This is a genomic window from Vreelandella sp. DA03-1M, from assembly GCF_055725665.1.
Map to the genome: position 1 here is coordinate 4,435,055 of NZ_CM146798.1, position 25,714 is coordinate 4,460,768.

Sequence of the window (25,714 nt, forward strand, 5' to 3'; positions counted from 1 at the left end):
GGCCTGCAGCGGACTATTAAGACGCCTGACTAGACTGCTCATCAGCAGGTGCATCGTCCGGCAAATACAGCGGCCCTTTTTGCCCACAGCCTGCCAACCCGGTTAACAGCAGTGTGGTAAGGGTCAAGATTGCCAACGTTTTCATGCGCCCGCCTTGAGAGCACTGAGTGCCTCACGCGCTCGCTGGGCAGCAGCCCGCACTTGGTTTGGCGCGGTGCCGCCAATGTGGTTGCGGGCAGCTACCGAACCTTCCAGGGTAAGTACCTCGAACACATCCTGCTCGATGGTAGCGGAGAACTGCTTAAGCTCATCAAGGCTCATTTCAGACAGATCTTTTTCGGTTTTTAGGCCATAGGCTACTGACTGACCAACGATTTCATGAGCGTCGCGGAAGGCCACGCCTTTGCGCACCAGATAGTCAGCCAAATCCGTCGCAGTGGAGAATCCGCGCCGTGCCGCTTCATACATGCTGGCTTTTTTGGGCTCAATCGCGGGCACCATGTCGGCGAAGGCTTTTAAGCAGTCGCGCACGGTATCCACCGCATCGAACAGCGGTTCTTTATCTTCCTGGTTGTCTTTGTTGTAAGCCAACGGCTGCGATTTCATCAGCGTTAGTAGCGACATCAGGTGACCATATACCCGGCCCGTCTTGCCCCGCACCAGCTCGGGCACGTCAGGGTTCTTCTTCTGCGGCATGATCGAAGAGCCGGTGCAGAAACGGTCAGGTAGATCGATAAAGTCGAACTGGGCGCTGGTCCACAGCACCAGTTCCTCACTCATGCGCGACAGGTGCATCAGTAGAATGCTGGCAAAGCTGGTAAATTCAATTGCAAAGTCGCGGTCTGAAACGGCATCCAGAGAGTTTTCTGACGGGCGGTCAAAGCCTAGTAGCTCTGCGGTCACGTGGCGATCAATCGGATAGGTGGTGCCAGCCAATGCGGCCGCGCCCAGCGGCATCACATTAACGCGCTTGCGGCAGTCCAGCAGGCGCTCATGGTCACGTGCCAGCATCTCTTGCCAGGCTAAAATATGGTGCCCAAAGGTAACCGGCTGGGCGGTTTGCAAGTGGGTAAAGCCGGGCATGATCGTCTCGGCTTCACGATCAGCCAATTCGATCATGCCTTCGCGCAGGCGCTTCAATTCCACTTCGATAACATCGATTTCATCGCGCATAAACAGGCGAATATCGGTGGCGACTTGGTCGTTACGCGAACGACCGGTGTGGAGTTTTTTGCCGGTAATACCGATCTTTTCGGTCAGCCGCGCCTCGATATTCATGTGCACATCTTCTAACGGCACCGACCAGTTAAACTCGCCGCGCTCAATTTCGGCCTGAATCTCGTTAAGGCCGTTAATGATAGCGTCGCGTTCATCATCGGTGAGTACGCCTACACGGGCTAACATGGTGGCGTGGGCGATAGAGCCCTGAATATCCTGGCGCGCCAGGCGCTGGTCGAAAGTCACAGACGCGGTGAAACGTGCGACAAAGGCATCGGTGGGCTCGCTAAAGCGACCGCCCCAAGACTGATTCGTTGCTTGGCTCATCGAAGGTATATCCTGCTGACAAAACGTAAAAGTCGTTACGGAAAGTGGGAGTCGTTGCGGAAAGTGTACCAGAGTCGCCGGTCAGCGAGCAGCAAACACAGGGGGTGATGCCAAAAATGCGCAGAGGGCGTCTAAGGGCATAGGACGAGCGAAGTAGTAGCCTTGAAAGTAGTGGCAGTGGTGCTGTTCAAGGTAGGCAAACTGCTCCAGCGTCTCTACCCCTTCCACTAGTACTCCTAACCCCATTTTTCCCGCCATGGCGACAATACCATCGATAATGGCCGCATCGTTGCGATCGGTAATCACATCGCGCACAAACGAACGGTCAATTTTAATTTTATTAATCGGCAGGCGCTTAAGGTAGCTCAAGCTAGAGAAGCCGGTGCCAAAATCGTCTAAGGCAATATGAACGCCCAACGCAGACAAATCCGCTAATGCCTGGATTGCTTGTTCGGCGCTGTCCATTAAAACCCCCTCGGTAATTTCAAGCTCTAGCAGAACTGGCGCTAAGCTACTCTGGGTCAGCACCTGTTGAATAGAGGCCAGAAAACCGGGGCGTTGAAACTGCATCGGGGAGATATTGACCGCCATGGTGATCGGGCCAACACCCATGGCATTAAGCTGCTGGGCATCCCGGCAAGCGGTCGCTAGCACCCAATCGCTGATCGGTATGATCTGCCCGGTATCTTCTGCCAAGCTGATGAAATCAGACGGCGGAACATTACCGCGCTCTGGATGTTGCCAGCGGATTAATGCTTCTACGCCTACCACGCGGCCACTCGGGGCATGGACTTGTGGCTGGTAATAAAGCGTAAACTGTTGTTGCTCAATGGCTTGCTGAAGCGCACTGCGTAAACTGACCCGCTCACTTACCTTGCGATTTAAGTCTTCAGTATACCAGTGGTAGGTGTTGCGTCCGCGTCGCTTGGCCTTGTACATGGCCAAATCTGCTTGTTGGATAAGTTGGCGAGGGTTTTTCATATTGCCATCGTTGATAGCAATGCCGATGCTGGCGGTAATACGCAGCTCGCTGCCACGGTACCAATACGGCGGCGAAAGCCTCTGCAGCACGCGCTCCACCACCTGTATCACGTCTTTTTCATGGGCTAAGTCGGGCAGTAAAACAACAAACTCGTCGCTGCCAAAGCGCGCCACGGTGTCCCAAGGACGTAGTTCATCTTCAAGGCGCTTGGCAACCTCGACTAAGATAAAGTCGCCCACCTCATGGCCGAGCGTATCGTTAATGGGTTTAAAATCATCCAGATCGATAAACAGAACGGCAATAAAGCGCTGATAGCGACGTGCTAACACGCACCCCTCTTCCAAGCGCTGACCAAGCATTACCCGATTAGGCAGCCCGGTAAGCGCATCGTGATTGGCGTTATAGGTAAGCTGGGCCTGATATTCGCGCTGTTCAGATACATCGTTTTGAACACCCAGATAGTGAGTCACGTCACCTGTTCCGTCGCGCACTGGCGAAATATACAAGTCGTTCCAAAAAACCGAACCATCACGCCGATAGTTACGGATCACTACGTGCACTTCGTGCTGCTCAGTAACACCCTCCCGCAACAACTTGATGGTAGCGGGGTCGGTATCTTCGCCCTGCAAGAACCGGCAATTACGCCCCAGCGCTTCACTGCGCGAATAACCGGTTATGCGCTCAAAGGCGGCATTGACGTAGACCACGGGTAGATCGCTGCTTTGGGCATCGACAATAATCACCCCATTAGTGCTTGATTCCACACTACGCTCTAGCAGCTTCAGCTGATGCTCACTCGCTTTGCGCTCGCTAATGTCGCGAAAATAGACGGTAAGCCCTTCAGCTGAAGGATAAACATGCACTTCCAGCCATAACTCTAACCGCGGATTGAAAGCTTCAAAATGTACCGCCGTTTGTTGGCTAGCCGCACGTTGATATTCGTCGTCAAAGTAGCTGCCTTTTGCATCAGGAAAGCTCTGCCAAATATGCTGGCCCAGCAGTTCGCCTTCGCGGCGCTTCAAAATACGCTCCGCCTGACTATTAACGTAGGTAAAGCACCAATCCGTATCTAAAGTGAAGAAACCATCGGTGATACTGTCAAGCGTAATGGTGAGTCGTTGCGCAAGCTGGGTTAGATTTTCACGCAGCTGTTTTTGCTCAGTAATATCTTGCGTCGAGCCCTCCACCTGACTGATTTCCCCACGCTCATCGCGCACGGCCTTACCAATAACACGCACCCAGATATGCTTACCTTGGTAAGTGATCACCTCTAGCTCTTCGTCAAAACTTACCCCCTGTTGGCAGCAGGCGGTAAAGACCTCCTGGATACGCGGCTGGGAGGAGGGCGCATAAAACCCAATTGCCTGTTCAACGGTCGGCTGGAAGCCGGGAGCCACACCATGGAGGCGGCAAATTTCATCCGACCAGTTAGGCATCCCTATGACCATGTCCACGTACCAGCCGCCTATCAGCGCCGTTTCACCGGCTATTTTAAATAGTCGCTGGTTGCTCAGTAACTGTGCTTCTGCCAACTTACGCTGCGTGATGACCCGGGCAATAATATAAATAACATCACCACCGGCAGTCGGGGTAATTTCAATCCAATGGACCTCCCCAGACACCGAGATGGCGCGGACTTCAAAGGGAATAACAATTTCCCTGCGCTGCATACGCACCAGCGCCGCTTCAATCACCGGATAATCCTGCGGATCTACCACCACTCCGCAGCGACGCCCGACCAACGCATCGGCTGAATATCCCAACAGCGACTCAAAAGCCGGATTAACCTCAAGTAGCGTGCCCTGAAAGTCGATGCAGCAAAACAGATCCTGCGAGAGCAGAAAGAACTGATCCAACTGACCTTTAGTAAGCACTGAGGGCATACGATTTCCTAGGCAATGAAAAGACACGTTGCGAGAGCATAATTAGCTCCGTTATTTTTACTGTGACGCTCGGTGCTTTATGATGAGGTTTAACATAGTTTGACTCGCCGTGTCTGCGGTATTAGGGAGAATAACGTGCTATCTATCACCAAATTGCGCATTGCCACGCGTAAAAGCCAACTGGCTATGTGGCAGGCTGAGTACGTTCGCGACCGTTTAATGGCGGAGCACAGTGGTCTTGAAGTGGAGCTTGTGCCTTTATCCACCAAGGGCGATAAAATTCTCGATACGCCGCTTTCAAAAATTGGCGGTAAGGCACTGTTCGTCAAAGAGCTGGAAGACGCCATGCTGGATGGCCGCGCCGACATTGCCGTTCACTCCATGAAGGATGTGCCGATGCACTTCCCTGAAGGACTGGGTTTATCGGTCATTCTGGAGGGCGCCGACCCAACCGATGCATTTGTATCCAACCACTACTCTAGCATTGATGAGCTTCCAGAAGGGGCGCGTATTGGCACCGCCAGCCTGCGCCGCGGGTTGCAAATGCGTGAAGCCCGCCCTGACCTGCAAATTCTTAATCTACGCGGCAATGTGCAAACGCGGTTGGCCAAGCTAGATGCGGGCGAATTCGACGCCATCATTCTGGCTACCTCGGGCCTTAAACGCTTGGGTTTGGATGAGCGCATTGCTCAGGCGCTGCCACCGGAAGTGTGCTTGCCCGCCTGCGGCCAAGGCGCGTTAGGTATCGAATGCCGCCTGCATGACCCCGAACTCGTCGCGTTGCTGGCGCCGCTGGATGATGCCGATACTGCCACGCGCGTGCGTGCAGAGCGGGCCATGAATACGCGTTTAGAAGGCGGTTGCCAAGTGCCTATTGCGGGCCATGCGGTGCTGGACCTGGATAATGAAACCTTGTGGCTGCGCGGCCTGGTCGGTAACCCTGAGGGCACAGAAGTGCTACGCGCCGAAGGGCGAGGCTCGATGCATGAACCTGAAGCGCTGGGTATTCGCATTGCCGAAGAGCTGCTCGACCAAGGCGCTGGCGATATTTTGGCAGAGGTTTACGGCCGCGAAATATGAGCCAACCGGTACTGATCTGCCGCCCAGGGGAACGCGGCGAAGCGTTAGCGGCGGCGTTGCGCAACCAGGGCGAAAGCGTTGAATCACTCAATGTGATGCAGCTTGAAGCACTGCCAGAAGACCCCGCCATGCGGCAAATTTGGCTGGATATTGATCAGTACCGTAAGATAATTGTCATCAGCCCTTTTGCTGCCACCTGCTTAAGTGAGGCGCTGGATCGCTTCTGGCCCCAGCTACCGGTGGGAATTGACTACTATAGTGTTGGCAGCGCCACCGCGAGTACGCTTTACAATCAATTGGGAATCCGCGTCCATGTGCCTTCGCCCACCGCGGGCGAAGATACTAGCGAAGCGCTGCTGGCGCTTGCATCGCTGCAGCAATTAGCGCATCAGCGTGTTCTACTGGTGGCAGGTGAAGGCGGCCGGCCCCTGCTCGCTGAAACGCTTGCCGAGCGGGGTGCAAAGGTGACGCGCATTGCCGTGTATCGGCGCACCTTTCATGCGCTTGCACCTGCTCAGCAGGCGCGCCTTTTTTCAGGTAATTATCGGGCGTTGATCGTCACCAGCAGCGAACTGCTGGAACATCTGGCAAAATGGTGTAATCAGGCGGCCTTGAACCAACCGCTAATCGTTTCCAGTCGCCGTTTAGCTACACTGGCTGGCATACTGGGGTTTTGTAACCTCAAGGTGGCGTCTGGAGCAACGCCAGCTGCGTTGATAGCGGCGTTGGAGACCTGCGACCCACAGGGTGCCGATGTCGATCAAGGAACTTACTAAGGGCTAGCGACAGATGAGCAAACAAGTAAACGATCAGGACGATGTACAACCTACGTCCGCCGATGCCTCCCAAGGCGTCCCCACGACGACTGACAAAGCAGCTTCCACTACCGACGCCACTGAGCCTAGCACGCAGTCACCCCCGACTAGCTCAGCAACACCGTCTCACAGTGGGGCTAAAAACAGTCGTTCGCGGCGGCGTGGAAAAGGATCCCAGAATACGGGCTCAACTGCTGCTAGCTCTTCAGATAGCACCTCAGACAGTGCCTCAGAAAAGAACCCTGCCGCGGCCAGCACTTCACAGGCGAGTGCAAAACCGGCGGATGTAACGCCGACGACGACTTCCAGCACGGCTAAAGGCAGCAGCACAGCTTCGCCGAGCGCGGCTGCACCAAGCCCTTCAAACACCTCGTCTAACGCTTTTTCAGGTTCCACAGCTTCAAAACCCGCTACTGAGAAGGCTGGCAGCGCGGGCCATGGTAGTGGAAATGTTAGTGGTGGAAACAGTGGTAGTGGAAATAGTAGCGGTGGAAACAATAGCGGCGGGAATAGCGGTAAAAAGGGCAGCGGTCTCGCCATCGCCCTGGTACTTATCTTAGCCATTGCCTTAGCGTTTGTTGCTTGGCAAGGCTGGCAGCGTCTTGAAAGCCAGCAACAACGCCTCGACGAACTGGCGCAACAGGCTGAAAGTAGCGCTTCGCAACAGGCAGTCAGCGACCTTGAGTCGCGTTTAGACAGCGGCGAAGCGGAGCGCAATGAAGCAATTCAAAGCACCATGGATGAGCTGCGCAGTGAGTTTGACAGCTACCGTAGTGATGTCGACGAGACGCTAGGCCAAGTGCTTGACCAACTCTCTCAAGAACAGGACACAGACGAGCGCGAATGGCTGCATGCCGAAGCCGCTTATCTACTACGCCTAGCCAACCAACGCCTGCAGCTAGAAGGCGACGTTGATGGCGCCGCCGCGCTACTGCGCACTGCCGATGCACGTTTGGTCGATGCGGATAACCCCGCGCTGACCCCCGTTCGCGAAGCGATTGCCAATGAGCTAGCCGCGCTTGACGCCGTGCCCCAGGTTGACCGTACAGGGCTCTACCTAGCACTGAATGCGCAGCAGGAGCGCATTTCTGAACTGCGTCTCTCGCAAGAAATTGAAGAGCAGGCGGTAACGTCGAGTATCGAGCAGCCGCCTACCGGCACGTTCCAGCGCCAGTTAGCGCGTTTCGGTGAAGAGCTCAAAGACTTGGTGGTGGTTCGCCACCACGACGAAGCCCTGGAAGCACTGATTACCCCGGAGCAAGAGTCTTACCTGCGCCAAAGCCTGCGCTTAGTACTGGAGCAGACTCAGCTAGCCCTGCTCAATGAAGAAAAAGAGCTTTATGACGCGAGTATCGATAAAGCGCTGCAGCTGCTAAACGACTATTACGACACCACTCGCGAAGAGACGCAAAGCGTTATTACTCGTCTAGAGGAGCTACAGCAAGCCGAGGTTAAACCGGAGCTGCCGGATATCAGCGCCTCTCAGCAGGAACTGGCACGCTTTATCGAGAACCGCTATGAGACGCGTGGCCAAAGCGGAGGTGATGCATGAGAAAGCTCGTTCTCCTCATTGTCGCCGGGCTTGCCGTCGGGGCCCTGTTTGGGCACCTGATGATGTCGGTACCCGGTTACTGGCTGATCCGCGTGGGCGACTCATCTATTCAAACCTCTTTCTGGTTTGGCCTAGTGCTGTTGTTCGCGGCGTTTGTCGTGCTGCACTTTGTACTGCGCTTACTCAGCGGCATTATTCGCCCCATGGGACGCTTTCGCACCTGGAACAGCCGTGCCCGCAACCGCCGCGCCATGCAGCGCACTCAGCGTGGCCTGGTAGCGCTCACCGAAGGCCGCTGGAAAAAAGCTGAAAAGACCTTGGTGAATGCCGCTGACGACTCTAGCACACCGCTGGTCAACTACCTCTCGGCAGCGCTGGCAGCCCACTACCAGGGCAACCACGCGAAATCCCAAGAGCATCTCAACCAAGCGCAGCTAACCACCGACGGCGCCGATACTGCGGTGGGCTTGATGCAGGCGCAAATGATGATTGAGCGTCAGCAGCCGGAAGAGGCGCTGGCGATCCTGAACCGGTTGGATAAAAAGCTCTCGAACCACCCGCAGGTACTCAAGCTACTCAAACAGGTGCATTTGAGCGTCAACGACTGGGAAGGCCTACGGCGCTTGATTCCAAGGCTAGCTGCGCAAAAGCTGATTACCCAGCAAGAGCGTGAGCAGCTGGAATTTAAAGCCTACCGCGAACTGATCGTGTTTGAAGCGCAAAACCCCACCAATATTGAACGAGTGCGGGGGCTGTGGGCCGACATGCCCGACTACCTGCGCGGCAACACCGAGCTAATCGTGCTCTACACCGAAGCGCTGATTCAGGCTAACGAGGAGCCGATTGCCGAGCGTTTGCTCAACCACTCGCTGGATCATCACTGGGACGCGCGCTTGGTGAAACGCTATGGCCTGCTGAATGTGGACGCAGGACGCCAACTGGCGAAAGCTGAGAAGTGGCTGCAGGAACGCCCCAACGACCCAGAGCTGCTGCTCGCTTGTGGTCGCCTCTCGCTGCGTATCGGCCAATGGCAGAAAGCACTCGAGTACTTTGAAGCCAGCCAGCGTCAGCGCCCCAATGGAGAAGTCTGCGCTGAGCTTGCGCGCCTCTATGCAAGCCTGGGCGAGCATAACAAGAGTCAGCTCTACTACCGCCACAGTGTTGAGATGTTGGCCAAATCGCTGCCATCGCTGCCGCAACCCAGCGATGCTAACGACAGCAAAAAGCCCGACAGTAAGCAAAAAGAGAGCAAAACCATTAAAAAAAGCGCGTAGCGGCGCTTCTGCTATACCGCTCAAGGGCGCCTTCATAGGCGCCCTTTTTAGTGGCTAAGGTTTGGAAAAACCCACACCGCCCACCAACAAGCCAATCAGCGGGTTCATCACATCCGCCACCAGGCTCTGCACAATCAGCGTAAACGCCCCGCCGACAATGATCCCCACCGCCATATCGACGACGTTGCCTTTTACCGCGAACTCTCGAAATTCCTGGAAAAATTTTGTCATTTTCAAACGTCCTAACGTTTCGTTTTTAGCCAATACCCTGAGTTATAGCGTCTTGCTAAAAACATGGGCTAGGCTGTGTTAGGCGACAAGTAAATTTCTGCAGATTGAAAACTGTATCGGGAGAGGTGCGGGCAGATATCGCCGCTGCTTTTTATTGGCTCACCGTAATCACAGGACACTTGGCTGAATGGCTCACTTTGTGCGATACACTGCCAATCACCACACCAGCCAAGTCGCTTAGTCCCCGGCTGCCCATCACAGTGGCATCGACATTATTGGCATTGGCGGCCTCTATAATGGCGCGGGCTGGGTCACCTTCCGTCAGCAACTCTTCAATGTGCTTAGCGCCCTCTGCCTGCGCGGAGCTCACCGCCTGGGCCAATAGCTGTTCACCCAACTTCTCGCGTTCAGCAAGCGTAGTACCAGCATCAATCGCACCAATGCCCCATACCAGTGTGGTCGCATAGGTAAGCGTTTCAGGTACATGTAGTAAGTAGAGCATGGAGCCTTCTCTATCCAGCAGCTTGCAAGCTACTTTCAAAGCTTGTTTAGCGCTCTCAGAGCCGTCGACAGGAACTAAAATACGCGCATACATGGCAGGCCTACCTCCTTTTATTCTAGCGTTCTTTACTAAAGTCGTAGTCGATATTTCGCTTTTAAACGTTTAAATGCTGGTAGCGTTATGGCGCTTGGTTAGGCTGGTTTTTAAGTTGCCTCAATACGTGAAAAGCATCGCCAGCATGCTAACAAGCGAATGACAAAGCCAATATTGTTTAAGTAGCCGCTCATACCTTGGAGGTATCATGGAACTACGCCACCTGAGGTACTTTTGTGTTGTAGCCGAAGAGCTTAATTTCACTTGTGCTGCTGAACGCTTGCATATGTCACAGCCGCCTCTTTCACGACAAATTAAGCAGTTAGAACAAGAAGTAGGCGCCGAATTGTTTGAACGCAGCTCAAGAGGCTTACGCCTGACCCCGCCGGGGGTTTTCTTTCAGCAACACGCCTTACAAATTTTAGAGAAAGTAGAAGTCACCATCGACGCCACTCGACACATGGCACGTAGCAAACGTGCACTATTTGGCATTGGCTTTGTACCCTCCGTATTTTACGGACAACTCCCTATGCTCGTGCGTGATTTGCGCCATATGGATAATGTTGAGCTCTCATTGGCAGAGCTTACCACCGTACAACAAATTCAGGCGCTCAAAGCTGGTCGCATTGATATGGGATTTGGGCGTCTTCGCATTGACGACCCGGATGTCGAGCAGGAAATTCTCTTCGATGAGCCATTTATTGCCGCCCTATCAAGCGGTCATCCATTAGAAGGCACCACCCCTACCTGCGAAGAACTGGCTCGCTATCCACTAATCCTCTTTCCCGCAAAACCACGCCCTAGCTTGGCAGACATGGTACTAGGCATTTTCCGCCGCCAAGGTTTAAAGGTTGAGGTGGTACAGGAGGCCAACGAGGTTCAGACGGCGCTTAGCCTCGTCGCCTCAGGCATTGGCATTACACTGGTTCCAGAACAGGTAAAACGTGTCCAGCGAGACGGCATCACTTACGTAGCACTGGCAGACAAAACCATTACCTCACCCGTCATTTGCAGCCGTCGGCGCGGCGAAAAACCCTCTCCCCTTATGCAGGAAGCCAATACTATTTTAAATGTACTCGTGGAAAACCGCCGCTCCGGTCGTTACCCATAACCCCCTCCTTTATGGACGCAGTACGGCCACTGGACAGGACGTTTCGTGCAGCACTTCATGGCTAACGCTGCCGGCCACTACTTGCGAAAGACCACTATGCCCATGGGTTGTCATGGCAAGCATGGTATTATGGCTACCCGCTAAGTAGCTGACGATAGAATCCGCGGGGTCGCCATGCAGCACCTCCCAGTCAACCTCAAGCGCTTGCTCACTCTCGACACGGCGTGCCAAAGCGGTCAAGTAGGCTGACTCCATGACATCGGTATGACCTAACGTCGTTGGTTTTCTAGCGGCAGCATCCATTACTTGCAGCAGCTGTAACCGAGCCCCCAAGCGCTTCACTAAGGCAGAAGCATAGGGCAAGATTTGCTCGGATAGCTTAGAGCCATCGACGCAAACGGCTAACACTTCAACGCGGTGGTGAGCACGGCTGTCATAGCGTGGGCCACACAGGTAAACCGGTCGATGGGCTCGACGTACAACACCGGCAGTTACACTGCCTATCAGCATTTCGGGCACCGGGCGGCGCCCATGCGCCATCATGCATAGCCCGGTATCTTCACGGCTGGCAAGCTCACCGAGGTATTCCTTAGCGCTATCATGGGAAACGACATCAATGTGTACTGTTTCGCAATGATGCTTCGATAGGCGCTCCTGCAGTTTAACCCGCCTGGCGGCTATCTCATCCTGCGCTGGCACCACTGAGATAGCGCTTACATCCATGCCTAGTTGGTTTGCAAACTTTTGGCCAAACTCTAGTGCATGCAAAGCGCCTTCACTGTCATCAATTGCCACAACGATCTTTTCCATGGTTACACTCCAGCTACCGCTTAAGTAGTGTCTACTGTTATTGGGTTTTATGGTTAAGCGAGTTAAAACGTCGATGCAGCAGGTTGTAGGCAAGCGCCCCAACAACGACTCCCCAAAAGGCAGAGCCTAGCCCTAAAAAGCTAATGCCAGATGCCGTGGCAATGAAGGTAATGACAGAGGCTTCCAAGTGACTCTTTTCGGCAGCAAACGCGCTGATATTACTACTGATGGCGCCAATCAGCGCAAGGCCCGCCAGTACGGCCACAAATTCCCCCGGCAATGAGGTAAATAGCGCCACAATAGTGCCAGCAAAGATGCCACCAATTAGATAGAAAACGCCGTTTGCCACCCCCGCAACATAGCGCTTATCAGGGTCTTCGTGCGCTTCCTTGCTGGTGCAGATGGCTGCCGTAATCGCAGCGATAACCGTCGTAATACCGCCGAAAAAAGCGGTAAAGAATGACGTTAAACTGGCCACAATTACGATTGGTTTGGCCGGGGTGGAGTAACCTGAGGTACGCAAAATGGCCATACCGGGCAAGAATTGCCCCGTCAGACTGACCAAAACCAGCGGAATAGCCAGGCTCAAGGTAGCGTTCCACGTCCACTCGGGGCGGATAAACTGTGGATCCGCAAACTGAACGGAAACACCTTCCAGGCTTGCGCCTTCTAACAAAACTGCCAAAGTAACCCCGGCAATCAAAAGCAGCACTAAGCTGTAGCGAGGCGTAAGTCGCTTAAATAGTAAATAAGCGATAATCATACCAATCGCCAACGCCGGTACGCTTTCCAATGAGACGAAAACGCCTACACCAAATTGGAACAGGATGCCTGCCATCATCGCGCTGGCGATACCAGGGGGGATCATCCGGATAATTCGGTCAAAAGAGCCAGTAACACCGATCACGAAAATGATCATTGCTGCCGTCAAGTAAGCACCTATCGCTTCATTAAGTGACAGCCCTGGGAAAAGAGTCACTAATAACGCAGTCCCAGGCGCCGACCAAGCGGTCACCACCGGGACTTTTAACCACAGGCTTAAAAAGATACCCGAGACTGCTGCGCCGATAGAGATTGCCCAGACCCAAGACGTCATCATGGCGCTGGATATTTCGGCGCTCTGGGCTGCCTGAAAAAAGATCGCCAAGGGGCCAGAGTAAGAGACCAGCACTGCCACAAAGCCAGCAGCGATTGCCGGAATCGATAGGTCCTTTAGCAATTGCTTGTGAAATTGCATGCAACACATTTCCCTGTATCAATGAATTTAACGCGATAGCCGACATCAATTCCGGCAAGCATCCGCTTGCCGGAGCCATGTCAGGCGACGCCGAGATGGGTTTCAAGGATTGAAGGATTGTCTTTTAGCCCCTGGGAATCACCGCTATAGACCACTTCCCCCTTGACCAGCAGCAGATGTTTTTCTGCTATCTTAAGAAGGTTATCGATATTTTTATCGACAATAATGGTCGAAATGCCGGTCGCCTTGACCTCTCGTATGATCTTCCAGATTTCATCTCGGATCAGCGGGGCGAGTCCTTCGGTCGCCTCATCAAGGATCATCAAGTCAGGATTTGTTGTCAGCGCGCGACCAATAGACAGCATCTGCTGCTCGCCGCCCGAAAGAAAAGAGCCATCGTGGTTAATACGTTGACCCAAGCGTGGAAATGTATCCAGGACTCGCTCCAGCGTCCAAGGGGACTCTCCGCGCTCATTAGGGCGTGCGGCCATAATTAAATGCTCACGCACACTGATGCCGGGAAAAATGCCACGCCCCTCAGGCACGTAGCCGATCCCTTGGCGAATGAGTTGCCAAGGACGCCGCTTGGTAGCCGAGACGCCCTTAATAAACACCTCGCCACGCCGCGGGGGGACAAAGCCCAGTATCGACTTCAACGTAGTAGTCTTGCCCATCCCATTGCGGCCCAGAAGACTCAGTGTTTCGCCGGGCATCAGGGTCAAATTCACCCCGTGCAAAATATGGCTCTCACCGTAGTAAGTATGCAGCCCCCGGGCATCAATCAATGGTGTACTTGTTTGCTCTGCGCTCATGCGGTTGCCCCCTCATCATGACGCCCCAGATAGACATCGCGTACCTTTTCGCTAGTACGTATCTGTTCTGTTGGACCACTCTCCAACACACAGCCATCGACCATAACGGTAATGCGATCGGCCAATCGGAAGACCGAATCCATATCGTGCTCAATCAGCACCAAAGTATAACGATCCGTTAAACTAGCGAGCAGCTCCGTGACCTGAGCCGTCTCTTCACGCCCCATCCCCGCCATTGGCTCATCCAGCAGCATCAGCGACGGTGCTGTCGCTAGCACCATCGCGATCTGCAACTGACGCTGTTCGCCATAGCTCATATCGGATGCTGTCGTATGAGCGCGATGATTCAATTGGCAGGTATCTAGCACCTCTTGAGCACGCTCGCTCACCTTTTGTGCTGTTTGACGCGAACGCCAGCTGCCAAACACACCGCCCATATGAATACGCGCCGCCAGCTCGCAGTTCTGTAGGCAACTAAGACGTGGGAAGATATTGGTCTTCTGGTGGCTACGGCCAATCCCCATACGCGCGATCTGGCGCGCGCTTTTACCCTGAATCGGTTGTTGGCGGTAAAGCACTTGTCCTTCAGAGGGCGGGATCTCGCCAGAAAGCAAATTAATCAACGTGCTTTTACCCGCACCATTAGGACCCAAGATGGCGTGTATCTCATTGGCCTTAACATCAAAATCAACATCGTTAACCGCCACTAAACCACCAAAGCGTCGGGTCAAACCATGGGTGGCCAAGACAATCTCGTCGCGCATGGCTTAGTTCTCCTTACGCTGTGTAACGGGTTGAGCTGAGGTAGCTATCGACGCATTCTCTTTCTCGGACACGGCTTCGGAGGCTGTTTGACGCTTGCGGCGCCAGGGTGGCGCGATTATCAAGCCGGCAATGCCCCGTGGAAGCACTAGTACGGCAGCGATAATGGTCAGCCCCATCAGGATGGGCCAGTGAGTCGTGGCATGCTCATATAGGTAGAGCAGAATCTCGTAGGCGAAGGCGCCTAAGATGGGCCCAAAAATGGTACCCATGCCGCCTAAAATCAGCATCATTAGCACTTCGCCAGAGGTGTGCCAGCCAAGCTGAGCCGGATTAGCGAAGCCGTACTGCATCGCCGCCAACATGCCAGCAACCGCCGCCATTACCCCAGCGATAACAAAGGCAACCAGTTTGTAGCCACTGGTGGCATAGCCTAAGGCCTGCATTCGGTGCTCGTTGTCATGAATACCGTCGAGCACTTGACCAAAGTAGGAGCGAGTGAGCCAGCGTAGAAAGAAGTAGCCGAGAAGCAGCATCCCTAAACAGAAGTAAAAGAAGCTGTAAGGGTTATCAAGATCTACCAGCGTACGCTCCCCTAATGCCAAACTCGGTCGGAACATAATAAAAACACCATCGGTTCCTCCCGCAAACTGGGATGTACTAATGAAGTAGTAAAGCATCTGGCCAAATGCCAGCGTTGTCATGATGAAGAAGATGCCTTTAGTGCGGATCACCAGCACACCGACGATTAACGCGACACAGGCTGAGACGCCCATAACAAGTGGCAGCATCCACCACATTGACGCTGGACTAAAATCAGGGCTGGCTAACGCTAGAGTGTAGGCCCCCAAACCGAAGAAGAGCGCATGCCCCAGACTGACTAAGCCCACAATGCCTACCAGCAGATCCAGACTCATGGCAAACAGGGCCAGAATCAGCATCAGGGTCAGTTTCTCCAACATGAAGTTGGCCTGATTACCGAATACCGCTTCTCCCCAGAGAGGAAAAGCAGCCACCAACGCCGTTAATACCAGCATGATGAACGCAACGCGCTTGGGATATCTATGTAACATTTCTTACTCTCCTCACGCGAAAAGACCGCGCGGTTTCACCAGCAATACCGCCGCCATAATCAGGTAGATCACCATGCTGGCAAGGCTAGGGATGAGTACCGCCCCAAAAGTGGTGGCCATGCCAATAATGATGGCGCCCCAAAAGGCTCCTTTAATGGAACCAATACCGCCGATGACGACGACGACAAAGCAAGTGATGAGAATGCTATCGCCCATGCCTGGCGCGATAGAGGTGAGCGGTGCGGCGATCATTCCCGCAAAGGCAGTGAGCGCAACACCCACGCTGAAAATCAGCGTAAAGAGGGTACGGACATTGATTCCCAGCCCTTCAACCATGTCGCGATTAACCGCGCCGGCGCGGATGATGATGCCCAGCCGCGTATGCCGCATCACCCAATAGATCACCCCAGCCAATGCCAGGCAGACGCCCATCACAAAGAGGCGGTACACCGAGTACTGCAGGTTATCAGTCAACTGAATACTGGCATCGAACGGTGCAGGCACCGCAACACGATGCACATCGCCCCCCCAAATAATCCGCTGTGCTTCGTTGAGCACTAAAATCAGACCGAAGGTTAGCAATACTTGATATAGGTGATCGCGCTTGTAGAGCGTATCCAGAAACAGCCGCTCAATAATAAGTCCCAATGCAATAGCGATAGGAATAGCCACCAGAATAGCCAGCCAAAAATTACCCAAGCGCAGGGTAAGGTCGTAAACCAAATAGGCACCAATCATATACATAGCGCCGTGGGCCAGATTGATGATGCCCATGATGCCGAAAATCAACGTCAAACCGCTGGCAATCAAAAAAAGCAGCAAGCCGTACTGCAGACCGTTAAGGAGCTGTACGCTGAAAAATGCGAGATCCATAAGATCCCTCCGAGAATCTGAGTGAGGGGCGAGCCATGCCCGCCCCAGAATGCATACCGATGTGGTTACATCTGACAGGCATCATCGGGTACTTCTAGATTCTCATAAGCCATACGTAAGACTTCGTGCTTACCGTCGCGAATCTCGCGTAGATAAACATTTTGAATGGGGTGGTGGGAGTCTGAGAAGCTCAAGGGCCCCCGTGGACTCGCCAAATGGACGTTGGCCAATACCTCAATCAAGCGCTCCTGATTTGAGGTATCGCCACCCAGTACTGAAAGAGCCTGAACCAGCATCATGCCTGTGTCATAACCCTGTACCGCGTAGGTATCAGGTATTTCACCGTAGGCATTTTCATAAGCTGAAACGAAGGATTGGTTAGCATCATTTTCGAGGGTTTCCGCGTAATGAAGCGTGGTCATTACACCTTCGCCTGCATCACCTAGAGCCGTTAAATTACCCTCAGTTAGGAAACCTGAACCTAGCAGCGGTATGCTCTCTTTCAGGCCTGCTGCCGCATAATCCCGAACAAAGCTGACACCGCCACCGCCCGCGAAGAAGGTATAGACAGCGTCAGGCTCAAGGCTGGCAATTTGTGTCAGATAGCTCTGAAATTCAGTACTAGGGAACGGCACTAAAATTTGCTCGATGATTTCACCACCTTCAGCAGTAAAAGCCTCTTCAAAACCAGTAAGGTCCTCTTTGCCACCTGCATAATCCCAGGTAATGGTGACAACTTTACGATGCCCTTGATCGTAGGCCACTTTGCCCATCGGGTAGCTGTCTTGCCACATGCTAAACGAAGTACGGAAGACGTTTGGCATGCAAAGTTCATTAGTGGCGGCCCCCAACCCTGCGTTCGGAATGATGGTGATGGCACCGGTCTGCTTAGCGACCCGCAGCATCCCCATAGCTACGCCGGAGTGTACCGGGCCGATCACAAAGTCAACGTCGTCCCCATTGACGAGGCGGCTCATGTTCTGAGGCGCTTTGGAAGGGTCAGCTTCTGAATCAAGCTCGACATACTCCACATCACGGCCACCCAACTGACCGCCCTCTTGTTCAATGGCCAGCTTTAATCCGTTCGTAATGGCTTCCCCAAGGGCTGTATAAGTACCTGAATAAGGAAGCATTAAGCCGAGCTTCACCGGGTCTTCGTTAGCAGCGACGTTCATAGCTGAGAACATCGCGGTAGCGCTTAGCAGAGTGGCGAGGGAGGTCTTTTTAAATGTTTTCATTATATTTTCACCAGGGTTAAGTTGTTTTTAAATTTTCATTTTCAACTTGCTATCGCTTCACGCGATAGCAAGACAAGCGACATCCCTGTCTTCATCAGCACCGATTACACGTGGTAAACATCAATGACCTGATGGATATAGTCGTTATTCAACTGCACGACTTTTCTTGTGATTAACGGGGTCTCACCCGACACGTCCAGGGTGTAGAAGCACGTGCCGAAGAAGCTGTCGGTCTTCTTGTAACGGTGGTTGAGCGTGTGCCAGTTGAACCGCAGGGTGACCGTGTCGCCCTCGTGCGACAGGATCTCCAGGTTAGTCACCTGGTGGGTGGTGCGCGGCTCCGGTGTACTCGCCCCGCTGCGCTCGGTCTTGATCCGGTAGACCCGATCCTCTAACCCCTCACGGTTGGGGTAGTAGATCAGCGATATCTCGCTGTGTGGATCCCGGGTGAGCTGGTCGTCGTCGTCCCAGGCGGGCATCCAGAACTCGGCGTCCTTACGGTACAGCGTGAGCCACTCGTCCCACTCCCGGTCGTCCAGCAGCCGTGCTTCGCGGTACAAAAAAGCTTGGATGTCGTGATAGCTAATGCTCATGGCACTTCTCTCCTCTCTTCTGGCGCTGGGCGCTTAGGCGGTCGCGGTGGCGATAAATTGGCTGCGCTCTTTGTCGATGGCGCGCAGCATTTCGCTGACCCAGTGCTGGTGGTGCAGCACGTAGAGCCCTTCGTCTTCCGGTGAGGCGCCGCTGAGCAGGGGCTTCATGTCGATCGCCTGGGCCGTTTCATCGGCGCCTTCAATCCACTGTTGGGCCCCGCGGGAGAGGTCGTTCCATTCGGCCAATGCGCCGTTATAGCCTTCTTGGCAGGCGCGGAACTCTTCAAGATCGTCGGGCGTGCCCATGCCGGAGACGTTGAAGAAGTCTTCGTACTGGCGGATGCGCACACGCCGGTCTTCGGCGGCTTCGCCTTTGGGGGCGAAGCAGTAAATCGTGACTTCGGTTTTGTCCACGGCGACCGGACGGATCACGCGGATTTGCGTGGAGAACTGGTCCATCAGGTAGACGTTGGGATAGAGGCAGAGGTTGCGCGTCTGGTTGACGATGGAGTCGGCACGGGCGTCGCCTAGCTGCTCCTGGATCCAGTCCTTATGTTGGTAGACCGGGCGCACTTCTGGGTTGAGCAGCCGGGTCCACAGCATCATGTGGCCGTTTTCGTAGGAGTAGAAGCCGCCTTTGCTTTTGGACCAGCCGTCGGCGTCCACCGCTTTGGTACCGCCCGCATCGTAGTTGCGACGCTCCATGGTGGAGGCGTAGTTCCAGTGCACGGAGCTGACGTGGTAGCCGTCGGCGCCATTTTCGGCCTGGAGCTTCCAGTTGCCGGTGTAGGTGTAGGACGAGGTGCCGCGCAGGATTTCCAGGCCTTCGGGGGCTTGGTCGACGATGTTGTCGATGACCTTGGTGGTTTCGCCCAGGTGCTGCTCAAGCGGTTGTACATCATCGCTCAGGCTGCCGAACAGGAAGCCTTTGTAGTTCTCGAAACGCGGCAGGCGTTTGAGGTTGTGGGAGCCATCCTGCTTGAACTGGTCAGGGTAGGCGCCGTTCTTCTCATTTTTGGCCTTGAGCAATTGGCCGTCATTTTTGAACGTCCAGCCGTGGAACGGGCAGGTGAAGGTGCCCTTATTGCCGCGCTTACGGCGGCATAACGTGGCGCCACGGTGGGCGCAGGCGTTAATCAGGCCGTGCAGTTCGCCCTGCTTATCGCGGGTAATGATCACCGGCTGGCGGCCCATGGTGACGGTCATGTAGTCACCCGGCTCACTGATCTGGCTCTCGTGGGCCAGGAACAGCCAGTTGCCTTCGAAGATGTGCTTCATCTCCAGTTCGAAGAAGGCGGGGTCGGTGAACATGCTGCGGTGGCAGCGGAAGATGCCCTTGTCAGGGTCGTCTTGAACGGCGCCGCGCACGCGGGCTTCGAGCTGATCAAGCTGTGTGGTCATGATCTCTCTCCTCAATACTTTGGCATAACCTGGGATAGTAGGCGCTGACGCGCCGGACGGTGGTCGACAGGCAATCGTCAGCGCGAGGTTATGGGGCTTTAAACCTTGGCGGTACCGGCAAGCTGGCTGGCCAGATCCTGCTCGTCTTCTTTGGCCCGTGGGCGGGCGTGACGAACCTGCAGTTCGGGCGCCTCAACGGGGGCCAGCGCTACATCGAACACGACGTGGGAGAACGGGCCGTCCAGGTCACGCTTGGCGATCTCGGCCGGGTCTTCAATCCGCTCGGCGGGGACGACCAGCTCTTCGCGGGTGGCAAAGGCAAAGTCATCAAAGGTGTAGGGGTCGCCCGCCAGGTTGATCTGGGTGGTCAGGTGTTGATGACCGGGGGCGGAGACGAAGTAGTGAATATGCGCCGGGCGCTCGCCGTGGCGGCCCAGGGATTTGAGCACCACATCGGTGGGGGCACCTTCGGGCACGCCGTAGCCGGAGGGAATGATGCTCTGCGCGGTGTAACGTCCGTCGCTGTCCGCATAGATCGTGCGGCGCATGTTGTACTCGTCCTGGGAGGGATCAAAGAACGAGTAGCCACCCTTGGAGTTGCAGTGCCAGATTTCAACTTTGGCGCCGGGGATCGGCGTGCCGTCGACATCGCGCACCTGACCGGTCAGCCACATCACCTCGGCATCGGCATCGCTGCCGTCGTCCATGCGCGCAAAGCCTTCGGCTTCCGGGGCACCGGCGACGTACAGCGGGCCTTCGATGGTGCGTGGGGTGCCGCCGGTGCGCTTGGCTTCGGCATCGATAGCGTCCTGGCGCATATCGAGGAAGTGGTCAAAGCCCAGCCCTGGGGACAACAGGCCGAACTGGGTCTGGCTACCCAGGGCATTGAGCAGGTTAACCGCCGCCCAGTACTCTTCCTCGGTGACATCGAAGTCATCGATCAGCTTGAACAGATCACCAACCAGGCGATGAACGATTTGCTTGGCGCGGTCATTGCCGCCTGACTGATCAACGCCAGCAACGGCATTTAGGAAATCTTGAACCTCGGGCGTGTCGAATATTTTTACGGTCATGGTGAAACCCTATCGTTGGTTTTATTGTTGTCTTGGAGCCCGGCGATAGCGGTAGTACCTGCTGAAGAGTAAATACGCCTATCAAGGGCCTAAAGACGACAGTTGTTGTTATGTTCGTCACTAATATCGATCATGCTGCGACTTCCAGACCAATATCGTTTGAGTTCCTTCCCATACTTCATAGGTATCTCAGAGAGGGGGTATTTTGAATATTTGTTTCCTAGGTAGAGCCAGCAAAAAACAGCTAACTTTCTATTTTAAAAGTAAAATCGTTAAATATTAATACTAAGCCTGCTAATAATGCCCAGCCAGACTCATCATTAACTTAACCCCTGGATTCATAGAATAAGCGCAGCACTTTGGATCACAAGGTAGAGGCAGGAGGGCCAGCGCCGGTACCCTCTCTGCCTTACCTACCAAAGTGAAGCAGAGCATGGGATACCGACAACTGACCCCAATCCAACGATACCAAATTTTTGCCTATCTTGAGACCGGCATCAGCCAGCGACAGATCGCCCAGGCCATTGGTGTCCACAGCAGCACCATTAGCCGCGAGATAAAACGTAACGGTCTGACCCGTGGTTATGCGCCTGAACAGGCCCAATTGGTAAGTGATCAGCGCCGACGCACCGCCTGGAAAGTGACTAAACGACTACCCAGCCTGGTTCGCTGGGTCACTGGCCAATTGATGGACGAATGGAGCCCTCAACAAATCAGTGGTTTTATGGCCAATGCCAACGGAGTCTGCGTAAGCCATCAGTGGATCTATGCGTTAATCTGGGACGACAAGAAGCACGGTGGAACCTTATGGAAACGGCTCCGGCTGCCACGCCAGCGGCGCTATCAGCGCCAATTGGCTAAGCGGGCGGGGTTAGGCAAAATCCCGCACCGAGTAGGCATCGAGCAGCGCCCTGCCAAGGTGGAAGAACGGCGCCATATCGGACATTGGGAAGGCGACACGGTGCTTAAGGGCCACAAAGAATCCGGGCTGGTGACCCTGGTCGAAAGACGCAGTGGCTACCTCTTGGCAGCGCGGCTGCCAACAATCACCGCCACTAGAACGGCACAGGCGATGACGCGGTTATTGGCACCACGCCGAGGGGCAGTGCACACCATCACTTTGGATAATGGGTCGGAATTCGCCGAGCATCGGAAGGTTGCCAAGTCCGTCTCGGCCAAGATCTATTTTTGCGACCCGTACCGCTCATGCCAGCGTGGTACTAATGAAAACACCAATGGTCTGATTAGGCAGTATTTTCCTAAAGGAACTGACTTCCGCAAAGTGACCAATGCCGAGCTACGAAGAGTCGTCAATAAGCTAAATGATAGACCAAGAAAGCGGCTGGGATACCGAACCCCAGCCCAGGTGTTCTTAGGTGAATACTCAGGAGCGCTAGAAACCGCAGGTGCTGCACTTATTAGTTGAATTCAGGCCTTTAAACCGATATCGTGGTTTTTGGGTGGCATAACATTCAGCTGACCTGCTCCAAAGGAGGAACAATTAATTTCAACTTGCGACAAAAGGATAAAGGGACAGTTAAACGTAAAATGGGACAAAAAAGACCCGCACTGCAAAAGCAGACACGGGTCAAGGAGGATAACCACTATGAAGTTGCAGGAGTTGTGTGAGATCAGCCGCTCTTTTTGGCTACCTCGCGGGTAAATATGAACTCGAAATCCTTGGTTTCGAAGATGGCCGAAACAATCACGCCCAGAACTAACGCCCAGAACGTGGCGCCAATACCGAGAATCTGAATTCCCGACGCGGCAATTAGAAAGGCAAACAGTGCACCTATTTCATGCTTCTTGCCTGAAAAGGCGATAGCCATCGATGAGGTGATTACGCGCATCAGTGCCAGCCCGGCGATAATGGCGATAAAGTAGCGCGGCGTAGCCTCCAGTAGACTAACCACATAGCCGTAGAAAGGGGCAGCAACCACAAAAATAGCTCCTGCAATCACCGCCGCTACCCAACGTTTGTCATGAGCCCCTGCTTCCGGTGAGGCACAGACTCCGGTCATGGGGGCGGCAATACAGGTACTGTGCAGATTGAAAAAAGCCGACACCATAGTGCCTAAACCGCCCACTGCTGTGATCGCATTAGCGGGCACTTCTTTGTAGCCCATTCCCTTCACTAGGCCGACGCCCGCTGGCGTTTCCATACCCACCAAAATGATCGCAAGTGGTAAGCCGTAGGTTAGGAAGGCACCCAGCGTGAACTCGGGAACGATGAATTCGGGAAAACGGATCGTCGCCTCGATACCAGACAGGTCAACGCCGGTTGCCATCAAGTACACAATGCCCGCCAGCATCGCCACAACCAGAGGCGGAACCTTACGTAAGAGGCGAGCAGAGAGGAAAAAAGCCAGGATCATGATAGAGGCTGGCACGATAGCGCTCTCCAACGGCTTAACCATGTTGAGGCCAAAGCTAAGTAGCATACCGCCCACCATGCCCATCACTATTGGCATCGGTATCAAACGCATAACGATACCCATCACCCCGGTCACGCCAGCAACTAGCGTAATAGCCCCCGCAATCAAACTTGCACCTAATGCAGCCTCTAAGCCGATTACAGGGATAACCGCTGCGAACATTAATGCACCGGGGATGGAGTTAGCCATTGGCAACGGCAAGCGGTAATAGGCCGGCATGAAGAGTCCAAACAGGCCGTTGATCATCAAGTAGCTGATCACCCAGATCATGATGAAGGAGGAGTCCAGGCCCGCAGAGGTGCCGGCACTAATGTGAACGACCCCAACGCTGAGCCCTAAAATTCCCGCCACTAGCCCAGTACTGGCGTTGTCGGCATTGAGGTCGCGCAGGAAATCGCGAGGCGCATGCCGTAGGCTGACGCCTTTCTCAATATGTTTCACGGTCTACTCCAGGGGATTATTGTGCTTAGAGTGATTGCTAGTTTTATCTAGAATTCACTATTGCTAACCAAGGTCACCGCCCGCTACGGGCAATACACTACCGGTGATATAACTGGCCTCTTCGGAAGCAAGGAATAAAATAGGGGCGACCATTTCATCCAATGTTCCATAGCGGCTCATCAAGCAGCTCTGCTTGGTCTGATCGATATGCGCCTGAAACCACGCCTTCTCCGTCTCGTTACTTGGCGTTGGCGTTCCACGCGAAATACGCCGTGGTGGGGCTTCGGTGCCACCGGGTGCCGTGGCGACGACACGAATACCGTGCTCTGCATACTCAAACGCCAGCGACGCAGTCATCGCATTGATACCGCCCTTTGCTGCCGAGTACGGTATACGGTGAATACCCCGCGTTGCCGCTGAAGATACATTAACGATGACACCGCTACCCTGCTCAACCATTGTTGGCAGCGCCGCACGACAGCACCAAAGTGTAGGCATTAGAGAACGGTTGATCTCCGCGGCGATTTGCGCCTCGCTAAACTCGGTAAACGGCTTGAAGTTAATCGCGCCGCCAACGTTGTTAACCAGAATATCGATACGACCAAAGTGAGAGAGCGTCGCCTGCATGACTTGCTCGGCGCCTTCCCATTTTTCTAGGTCGGCTTGTACCGCAATCACTTCGCAGCCCTGCTTGCTTAGCCCAGCAACGATCTCGTGGATATCATCAGCGCGATCTACCAATACTAAGCGCGCACCTTCAACGGCAGCGCGCTCAGCAACCCGCTGCCCAATTCCTTGAGCAGCACCCGTGACCACCATTACTCGATCTTGAAAACGTGGGCCGTCAAAACGTTGATTGCTCATGCGCTCTCCCCCACTTGATTAGGTGTGAATTTCTCATAGTGGAAGCTCTGGGGCTCGATTCCTTCAGCGTCGAAGTACTTCAGCACAGCATCTACCATCGGGGGCGGACCACACAGGTAAACGTCCACATCGCCGTCATGCATTACCTCGGCGTCCATGTGGTGCGTCACGTAACCTTTACGCGAATGCTCGCTAGCCTCGTCGACCACCACGGTGGCGTAGGTGAAGCTGGGAATTTTTTCTACGAAGGCATCTAACGCATCGGTTTTGACTAGGTGGTCATCTTTATTGACGCCGTAAATCATATGAATCGGTGCATCACAGCCCTTTTCGACCAATTGCGCTAACATGGAGAGAAACGGAGCCAGACCCGTGCCGCCAGCAAGCATAAGCACCGGGCGCTTCACTTCTCGCAGATAGAAGCTGCCCAGCGGGCCGGTCAGCGTAAGCTTTTCGCCCACAGCAGCGCGCTCGGTTAAATAGCCGCTCATTACCCCGTTGGGGATGTTACGAATTAAGAAGGTGGCGCGCTTATCCCCCGGCAATGAGCTGAAAGAGTAGGAGCGGTGCACCTCAGTACCGGGCACATCAATATGAATATACTGCCCTGGCAAAAAGGCGAGGCCTTCGGCATCATCCAAATCAACGACGAGCTCAATACTATCTTCGGAAAGTTGCTCAACTGCTGCTACCGTGCTCTCAACCTTGCCCACCTGTGTTTTACACAGCGTGGATGCCACTGGCACTTGAATAACGCAATCCGAAGAAGGCACCATCTGGCACGTGAGCACCTGGCCTTCAGCCGCTTCCTCATCGGAAAGCGCATCTTCCAGATACTCGTCACCCATGTCGAATTCGCCCTGTTCGCAGTGGCCTTTGCAGGTGCCACATACGCCGTCAGAGCAGTCCATCGGTAGGTTAACTTTTTGCCGGTAAGCGGCGTCGAGAACGGTTTCCCCCTCTTTACAGCCAATGAACCGGGTAACGCCGTCCTCAAAGTTGAGGGCAATGGTATAACTCATGGTGAATTCTCC

At 54.3% G+C, this 25,714-nt stretch carries 23 protein-coding genes and 1 pseudogene; 6 read left to right on the forward strand and 18 right to left on the reverse strand.

Annotation, left to right across the window (positions count from 1 at the left end; translation table 11 throughout):
• Positions 1 to 16 precede the first annotated feature (16 nt).
• From lptM to ACXUPB_RS20660, 3 genes are all read right to left on the reverse strand, one after another.
• Positions 17 to 145: an LPS translocon maturation chaperone LptM gene (lptM, locus tag ACXUPB_RS20650; RefSeq protein ID WP_472954491.1), complete on the reverse strand. Its 129-nt coding sequence runs from the start codon at positions 143 to 145 to the stop codon at positions 17 to 19.
• Positions 142 to 1,545: an argininosuccinate lyase gene (argH, locus tag ACXUPB_RS20655; RefSeq protein ID WP_336273435.1), complete on the reverse strand. Its 1,404-nt coding sequence runs from the start codon at positions 1,543 to 1,545 to the stop codon at positions 142 to 144. The genes lptM and argH overlap by 4 nt, the downstream gene beginning before the upstream one ends.
• 81 nt (positions 1,546 to 1,626) lie before the next feature.
• The gene (locus tag ACXUPB_RS20660) at positions 1,627 to 4,410 is read right to left on the reverse strand and encodes a sensor domain-containing protein (protein ID WP_472954493.1); all 2,784 of its coding nucleotides are present in this window, start codon (positions 4,408 to 4,410) and stop codon (positions 1,627 to 1,629) included.
• A 135-nt stretch (positions 4,411 to 4,545) separates the two neighbouring features.
• Between ACXUPB_RS20660 and hemC the strand changes: the two genes are divergently transcribed.
• The 4 genes from hemC to ACXUPB_RS20680 are packed head-to-tail and all read left to right on the forward strand — an operon-like array spanning position 4,546 to position 9,131.
• Positions 4,546 to 5,490 carry a hydroxymethylbilane synthase gene (gene hemC / locus ACXUPB_RS20665; protein ID WP_336273433.1) on the forward strand — a complete coding sequence of 315 codons (945 nt, stop codon included), beginning with the start codon at positions 4,546 to 4,548 and terminating at the stop codon, positions 5,488 to 5,490.
• On the forward strand, positions 5,487 to 6,266 hold the full coding sequence (locus ACXUPB_RS20670; RefSeq protein WP_336273432.1) for a uroporphyrinogen-III synthase: 780 nt from the start codon (positions 5,487 to 5,489) through the stop codon (positions 6,264 to 6,266). Before hemC ends, ACXUPB_RS20670 begins: the two co-directional genes overlap by 4 nt.
• A 13-nt stretch (positions 6,267 to 6,279) precedes the next feature.
• Positions 6,280 to 7,857, forward strand: coding sequence for a uroporphyrinogen-III C-methyltransferase (locus tag ACXUPB_RS20675; protein ID WP_472954495.1), 1,578 nt, complete (start codon positions 6,280 to 6,282; stop codon positions 7,855 to 7,857).
• Positions 7,854 to 9,131, forward strand: coding sequence for a heme biosynthesis HemY N-terminal domain-containing protein (locus tag ACXUPB_RS20680; protein WP_472954496.1), 1,278 nt, complete (start codon positions 7,854 to 7,856; stop codon positions 9,129 to 9,131). The genes ACXUPB_RS20675 and ACXUPB_RS20680 overlap by 4 nt, the downstream gene beginning before the upstream one ends.
• A gap of 63 nt (positions 9,132 to 9,194) precedes the next feature.
• On the opposite strand, the pseudogene mscL reads toward ACXUPB_RS20680, so the two are convergent.
• Both mscL and ACXUPB_RS20690 read right to left on the reverse strand, forming a co-directional pair.
• A pseudogene (gene mscL / locus ACXUPB_RS20685) lies at positions 9,195 to 9,362 on the reverse strand (large conductance mechanosensitive channel protein MscL); the annotation flags it as partial.
• 151 nt (positions 9,363 to 9,513) lie between these two features.
• A complete protein-coding gene (locus ACXUPB_RS20690) occupies positions 9,514 to 9,957 on the reverse strand; it encodes a universal stress protein (protein ID WP_179915025.1) in 444 nt (147 codons plus the stop codon).
• A gap of 208 nt (positions 9,958 to 10,165) precedes the next feature.
• Between ACXUPB_RS20690 and ACXUPB_RS20695 the strand changes: the two genes are divergently transcribed.
• Positions 10,166 to 11,068 carry a LysR family transcriptional regulator gene (locus ACXUPB_RS20695; RefSeq protein WP_133731904.1) on the forward strand — a complete coding sequence of 301 codons (903 nt, stop codon included), beginning with the start codon at positions 10,166 to 10,168 and terminating at the stop codon, positions 11,066 to 11,068.
• A gap of 9 nt (positions 11,069 to 11,077) precedes the next feature.
• On the opposite strand, the gene ACXUPB_RS20700 is transcribed toward ACXUPB_RS20695, so the two are convergent.
• From ACXUPB_RS20700 to catA, 10 genes are all read right to left on the reverse strand, one after another.
• Positions 11,078 to 11,878, reverse strand: coding sequence for a universal stress protein (locus ACXUPB_RS20700; protein WP_179915024.1), 801 nt, complete (start codon positions 11,876 to 11,878; stop codon positions 11,078 to 11,080).
• A gap of 37 nt (positions 11,879 to 11,915) precedes the next feature.
• The gene (locus ACXUPB_RS20705; RefSeq protein ID WP_327050257.1) at positions 11,916 to 13,115 is read right to left on the reverse strand and encodes a benzoate/H(+) symporter BenE family transporter; all 1,200 of its coding nucleotides are present in this window, start codon (positions 13,113 to 13,115) and stop codon (positions 11,916 to 11,918) included.
• A gap of 80 nt (positions 13,116 to 13,195) precedes the next feature.
• Positions 13,196 to 13,927 carry an ABC transporter ATP-binding protein gene (locus tag ACXUPB_RS20710; protein WP_133731901.1) on the reverse strand — a complete coding sequence of 244 codons (732 nt, stop codon included), beginning with the start codon at positions 13,925 to 13,927 and terminating at the stop codon, positions 13,196 to 13,198.
• Positions 13,924 to 14,691 carry an ABC transporter ATP-binding protein gene (locus ACXUPB_RS20715; protein WP_133731900.1) on the reverse strand — a complete coding sequence of 256 codons (768 nt, stop codon included), beginning with the start codon at positions 14,689 to 14,691 and terminating at the stop codon, positions 13,924 to 13,926. The genes ACXUPB_RS20710 and ACXUPB_RS20715 overlap by 4 nt, the downstream gene beginning before the upstream one ends.
• A 3-nt stretch (positions 14,692 to 14,694) precedes the next feature.
• Complete coding sequence (locus ACXUPB_RS20720; RefSeq protein ID WP_179915023.1) at positions 14,695 to 15,762, reverse strand: branched-chain amino acid ABC transporter permease; 1,068 nt, start codon at positions 15,760 to 15,762, stop codon at positions 14,695 to 14,697.
• 12 nt (positions 15,763 to 15,774) lie between these two features.
• Positions 15,775 to 16,635, reverse strand: a complete 861-nt coding sequence (locus ACXUPB_RS20725; protein WP_022521206.1) for a branched-chain amino acid ABC transporter permease — start codon at positions 16,633 to 16,635, stop codon at positions 15,775 to 15,777.
• Between the two features lie 65 nt (positions 16,636 to 16,700).
• A complete protein-coding gene (locus tag ACXUPB_RS20730) occupies positions 16,701 to 17,873 on the reverse strand; it encodes an ABC transporter substrate-binding protein (protein WP_472954501.1) in 1,173 nt (390 codons plus the stop codon).
• Between the two features lie 104 nt (positions 17,874 to 17,977).
• Entirely contained in the window at positions 17,978 to 18,466 is a 489-nt protein-coding gene (gene benB, locus ACXUPB_RS20735) for a benzoate 1,2-dioxygenase small subunit (RefSeq protein ID WP_472954503.1), read from the reverse strand.
• A gap of 33 nt (positions 18,467 to 18,499) precedes the next feature.
• Positions 18,500 to 19,867, reverse strand: coding sequence for a Rieske 2Fe-2S domain-containing protein (locus ACXUPB_RS20740; protein ID WP_472954505.1), 1,368 nt, complete (start codon positions 19,865 to 19,867; stop codon positions 18,500 to 18,502).
• Between the two features lie 98 nt (positions 19,868 to 19,965).
• Complete coding sequence (gene catA / locus ACXUPB_RS20745; protein WP_472954507.1) at positions 19,966 to 20,940, reverse strand: catechol 1,2-dioxygenase; 975 nt, start codon at positions 20,938 to 20,940, stop codon at positions 19,966 to 19,968.
• Between the two features lie 433 nt (positions 20,941 to 21,373).
• On the opposite strand from catA, the gene ACXUPB_RS20750 reads away from it, so the two are divergent.
• A complete protein-coding gene (locus ACXUPB_RS20750; RefSeq protein ID WP_472954230.1) occupies positions 21,374 to 22,366 on the forward strand; it encodes an IS30 family transposase in 993 nt (330 codons plus the stop codon).
• Between the two features lie 205 nt (positions 22,367 to 22,571).
• Here ACXUPB_RS20750 and ACXUPB_RS20755 read toward each other — a convergent pair whose 3' ends face one another.
• The 3 genes from ACXUPB_RS20755 to benC form a co-directional block, all read right to left on the reverse strand.
• Positions 22,572 to 23,816: a benzoate/H(+) symporter BenE family transporter gene (locus ACXUPB_RS20755; protein ID WP_027958975.1), complete on the reverse strand. Its 1,245-nt coding sequence runs from the start codon at positions 23,814 to 23,816 to the stop codon at positions 22,572 to 22,574.
• 63 nt (positions 23,817 to 23,879) lie between these two features.
• Positions 23,880 to 24,680 (reverse strand): benzoate diol dehydrogenase BenD, encoded by an 801-nt coding sequence (gene benD, locus ACXUPB_RS20760; protein ID WP_472954508.1) that lies wholly within the window; start codon positions 24,678 to 24,680, stop codon positions 23,880 to 23,882.
• Positions 24,677 to 25,702, reverse strand: coding sequence for a benzoate 1,2-dioxygenase electron transfer component BenC (gene benC / locus ACXUPB_RS20765; RefSeq protein WP_138799546.1), 1,026 nt, complete (start codon positions 25,700 to 25,702; stop codon positions 24,677 to 24,679). The genes benD and benC overlap by 4 nt, the downstream gene beginning before the upstream one ends.
• Positions 25,703 to 25,714: the final 12 nt, after the last annotated feature.